Origin of the sequence: Arthrobacter agilis (assembly GCF_006494655.1) — a bacterium.
Classification (GTDB): Bacteria; Actinomycetota; Actinomycetes; order Actinomycetales; family Micrococcaceae; genus Arthrobacter_D; species Arthrobacter_D agilis.
This window is the reverse complement of record NZ_VHIM01000015.1, coordinates 1-4,564: the sequence shown is the minus strand read 5'-3', so window position 1 is coordinate 4,564 and position 4,564 is coordinate 1. Positions and strand designations below refer to the sequence as shown.

1 protein-coding gene and 2 rRNA genes are annotated in these 4,564 nt (G+C 55.4%); 2 read left to right on the top strand and 1 reads right to left on the bottom strand.

Going from position 1 to position 4,564, the window contains the following annotated elements:
* Window positions 1–270, bottom strand: a 270-nt coding sequence (locus tag FJV46_RS15435; protein ID WP_204840886.1) for a hypothetical protein, incomplete at its 3' end; no start/stop codon positions are given.
* Between FJV46_RS15435 and FJV46_RS14950 the strand changes: the two genes are divergently transcribed.
* Both FJV46_RS14950 and FJV46_RS14945 read left to right on the top strand, forming a co-directional pair.
* A 16S ribosomal RNA gene (locus FJV46_RS14950) occupies window positions 270–1,803 on the top strand. The genes FJV46_RS15435 and FJV46_RS14950 overlap by 1 nt on opposite strands.
* A 637-nt stretch (window positions 1,804–2,440) precedes the next feature.
* A 23S ribosomal RNA gene (locus FJV46_RS14945) occupies window positions 2,441–4,564 on the top strand; the annotation flags it as partial.

Here is a 4,564-nt window from a genome sequence, read left to right as displayed (position 1 = left end):
GCGGATTTGGAGATTCGGGGTTGGTGTGGGTAAGCTTGAAAAGTTGCTTCGGAGCGAGAATACAGCGGTTTGGTTGTGTTTGGTGCCGGTAGCTCCTGTTGTTTGAGAACTCAATAGTGTGCCAAGTTTGTTGATACCGATTGTTTTTTGATTGGTTGAATTTGCTGGTTGCCGCACCCCGTGTGGTGGCTGGTTTTTTTGGCTGGTTTCGAATTTTGTGCAGCAGTTTCGCTCGTTTTCCCGGGTGTTGTTGTTGTGTCTGTAATGCATTTACGGAGAGTTTGATCCTGGCTCAGGATGAACGCTGGCGGCGTGCTTAACACATGCAAGTCGAACGATGAACCTCACTTGTGGGGGGATTAGTGGCGAACGGGTGAGTAACACGTGAGTAACCTGCCCTTGACTCTGGGATAAGCCTGGGAAACCGGGTCTAATACTGGATACGACCTTCTGGCGCATGCCATGTTGGTGGAAAGCTTTTGTGGTTTTGGATGGACTCGCGGCCTATCAGCTTGTTGGTGGGGTAATGGCCTACCAAGGCGACGACGGGTAGCCGGCCTGAGAGGGTGACCGGCCACACTGGGACTGAGACACGGCCCAGACTCCTACGGGAGGCAGCAGTGGGGAATATTGCACAATGGGCGCAAGCCTGATGCAGCGACGCCGCGTGAGGGATGAAGGCCTTCGGGTTGTAAACCTCTTTCAGTAGGGAAGAAGCCTGTCTTTTGGGTGGGTGACGGTACCTGCAGAAGAAGCGCCGGCTAACTACGTGCCAGCAGCCGCGGTAATACGTAGGGCGCAAGCGTTATCCGGAATTATTGGGCGTAAAGAGCTCGTAGGCGGTTTGTCGCGTCTGCCGTGAAAGTCCGGGGCTTAACTCCGGATCTGCGGTGGGTACGGGCAGACTAGAGTGCAGTAGGGGAGACTGGAATTCCTGGTGTAGCGGTGAAATGCGCAGATATCAGGAGGAACACCGATGGCGAAGGCAGGTCTCTGGGCTGTAACTGACGCTGAGGAGCGAAAGCATGGGGAGCGAACAGGATTAGATACCCTGGTAGTCCATGCCGTAAACGTTGGGCACTAGGTGTGGGGGACATTCCACGTTTTCCGCGCCGTAGCTAACGCATTAAGTGCCCCGCCTGGGGAGTACGGCCGCAAGGCTAAAACTCAAAGGAATTGACGGGGGCCCGCACAAGCGGCGGAGCATGCGGATTAATTCGATGCAACGCGAAGAACCTTACCAAGGCTTGACATGAACCGGAATGATGCAGAGATGTGTCAGCCACTTGTGGCCGGTTTACAGGTGGTGCATGGTTGTCGTCAGCTCGTGTCGTGAGATGTTGGGTTAAGTCCCGCAACGAGCGCAACCCTCGTTCCATGTTGCCAGCGGGTTATGCCGGGGACTCATGGGAGACTGCCGGGGTCAACTCGGAGGAAGGTGGGGACGACGTCAAATCATCATGCCCCTTATGTCTTGGGCTTCACGCATGCTACAATGGCCGGTACAAAGGGTTGCGATACTGTGAGGTGGAGCTAATCCCAAAAAGCCGGTCTCAGTTCGGATTGAGGTCTGCAACTCGACCTCATGAAGTTGGAGTCGCTAGTAATCGCAGATCAGCAACGCTGCGGTGAATACGTTCCCGGGCCTTGTACACACCGCCCGTCAAGTCACGAAAGTTGGTAACACCCGAAGCCGGTGGCCTAACCCCTTGTGGGAGGGAGCCGTCGAAGGTGGGACCGGCGATTGGGACTAAGTCGTAACAAGGTAGCCGTACCGGAAGGTGCGGCTGGATCACCTCCTTTCTAAGGAGCGCCTCAGGTTCATGTGCCCGTCCCAAGTGGTGGGTGTGTGGCTTGCAGGAGTTAGCCCATAGCGCGGGCGTTTGTTCCGCGGTGGGTGCTCATGGGTGGAATATCAATGAATAGGTGCCTGGTGGTGCCTGCCGGCGTGTGAGTACGTTGTCCTGGTTCTGGTTCCGGGGTGTGTGTCTTCTTCTCCTGTGAGGGGGTTGGGGGTGCGTGTCCTTCGGTTCGGGGTTCGGGGTTTCTGGAAAGTGTTGTTGGTGGGTGTTGTTGGGTGATCGTTTGGCACACTGTTGGGTCCTGAGATAACAGGGCTCTTATCTGTCGTGGGTGTTGTGTCCTTTGGTGGGCTCGTTCCTGGGGTGGTTGTTCGCACGGTTGTGTGGGTGGCTGGTTCCGGGGGTGTGTCTGGTCGGGGGGTGTGGTGTCCGGGGTGGGTGGGGGTTTGGTTGTTTCTGGTTTTCCTGCGCATGCCGTGCTTTTCCCTGTTGTGGGGTGGGTGCGGGTGTGTTGGGGTTGTTGGTTGAGAACTGCATAGTGGACGCGAGCATCTTAAAAAGAAGCAATTTCTAAGATAAATCTGGTTTCGGACGTCATGTTCGGGCCTGGTTTTCTCGATATGTTTTTTGATCTTAGTGGTCAAGTTTTTAAGGGCACACGGTGGATGCCTTGGCATCAGGAGCCGAAGAAGGACGTGGGAATCTGCGATAAGCCTGGGGGAGTTGATAACCGAACTTTGATCCCAGGATGTCCGAATGGGGAAACCCCGCCCGGCGCGCGAGTGACCGGGTGACCCGTATCTGAACACATAGGGTACGTGGAGGGAACGTGGGGAAGTGAAACATCTCAGTACCCACAGGAAGAGAAAACAATAGTGATTCCGTTAGTAGTGGCGAGCGAACGCGGAACAGGCTAAACCAGTGGTGTGTGATAGCCGGCGGGCGTTGCATCACTGGGGTTGTGGGACTTTCCGTTCCAGTTCTGCCGGACTGGTGAAATGAGTGCGTGCGTATAGGTGAACGGTCTTGAAAGGCCGGCCGGAGAGGGTGTAAGTCCCGTAACCGTAATGCGTGACGCCGTTTGGAGAGGATCCCAAGTAGCACGGGGCCCGAGAAATCCCGTGCGAATCTGCCAGGACCACCTGGTAAGCCTAAATACTCCCTGATGACCGATAGCGGACCAGTACCGTGAGGGAAAGGTGAAAAGTACCCCGGGAGGGGAGTGAAATAGTACCTGAAACCGTGTGCCTACAAACCGTCGGAGCAGACTTGTTTCTGTGACGGCGTGCCTTTTGAAGAATGAGCCTGCGAGTTAGTGTTACGTCGCGAGGTTAACCCGTGTGGGGAAGCCGTAGCGAAAGCGAGTCTGAATAGGGCGACCAGAGTGGCGTGATCTAGACCCGAAGCGAAGTGATCTACCCATGGCCAGGTTGAAGCGACGGTAAGACGTCGTGGAGGACCGAACCCACTTCAGTTGAAAATGGAGGGGATGAGCTGTGGGTAGGGGTGAAAGGCCAATCAAACTTCGTGATAGCTGGTTCTCCCCGAAATGCATTTAGGTGCAGCGTTGCGTGTTTCTTATCGGAGGTAGAGCTACTGGATGGCTAATGGGCCCTACAAGGTTACTGACGTCAGCCAAACTCCGAATGCCGGTAAGTGAGAGCGCAGCAGTGAGACTGTGGGGGATAAGCTTCATAGTCGAGAGGGAAACAGCCCAGACCACCAACTAAGGCCCCTAAGCGTGTGCTAAGTGGGAAAGGATGTGGAGTTGCCCAGACAACCAGGAGGTTGGCTTAGAAGCAGCCACCCTTGAAAGAGTGCGTAATAGCTCACTGGTCAAGTGATTCCGCGCCGACAATGTAGCGGGGCTCAAGTACACCGCCGAAGTTGTGGCATTCACATATATCCCAAGCCGGAGACTTGTTCTCTTGGTTCAAGGGTGTGGATGGGTAGGGGAGCGTCGTGTGGGCAGTGAAGTCGCGGTGTAAACCAGCGGTGGAGCCTACACGAGTGAGAATGCAGGCATGAGTAGCGAAAGACGGGTGAGAAACCCGTCCGCCGAATGATCAAGGGTTCCAGGGTCAAGCTAATCTGCCCTGGGTAAGTCGGGACCTAAGGCGAGGCCGACAGGCGTAGTCGATGGACAACGGGTTGATATTCCCGTACCGGCGAAAAACCGCCAATACTGATCGAGGGATACTAACCGCCAGAAGCATGACCGCCCACCCTTGTGGTGACGTGGTTTTTTGTGGATCGCGGGACCTGATCTCGGGAGGTAAGCGTATTAACAGGTGTGACGCAGGAAGGTAGCCAAGCCGGGCGATGGTTGTCCCGGTCTAAGGATGTAGGGCAGAACGTAGGCAAATCCGCGTTCTTGTGTTCAGTCACGAGCCTGAGATCTGATGGGACCCCCGTATGGGGGAATTTGGTGATCCTATGCTGCCGAGAAAAGCATCGGCGCGAGGTTTTAGCCGCCCGTACCCCAAACCGACACAGGTGATCAGGTAGAGAATACTAAGGCGATCGAGAGAATTATGGTTAAGGAACTCGGCAAAATGCCCCCGTAACTTCGGGAGAAGGGGGGCCCCAACTGTGATGGTGACTTGCTCACCGGAGCGGATCAGGGCCGCAGAGACCAGGGGGAAGCGACTGTTTACTAAAAACACAGGTCCGTGCGAAGTCGCAAGACGATGTATACGGACTGACTCCTGCCCGGTGCTGGAAGGTTAAGAGGACCGGTTAGTTTCACGCTTGCGTGGGAC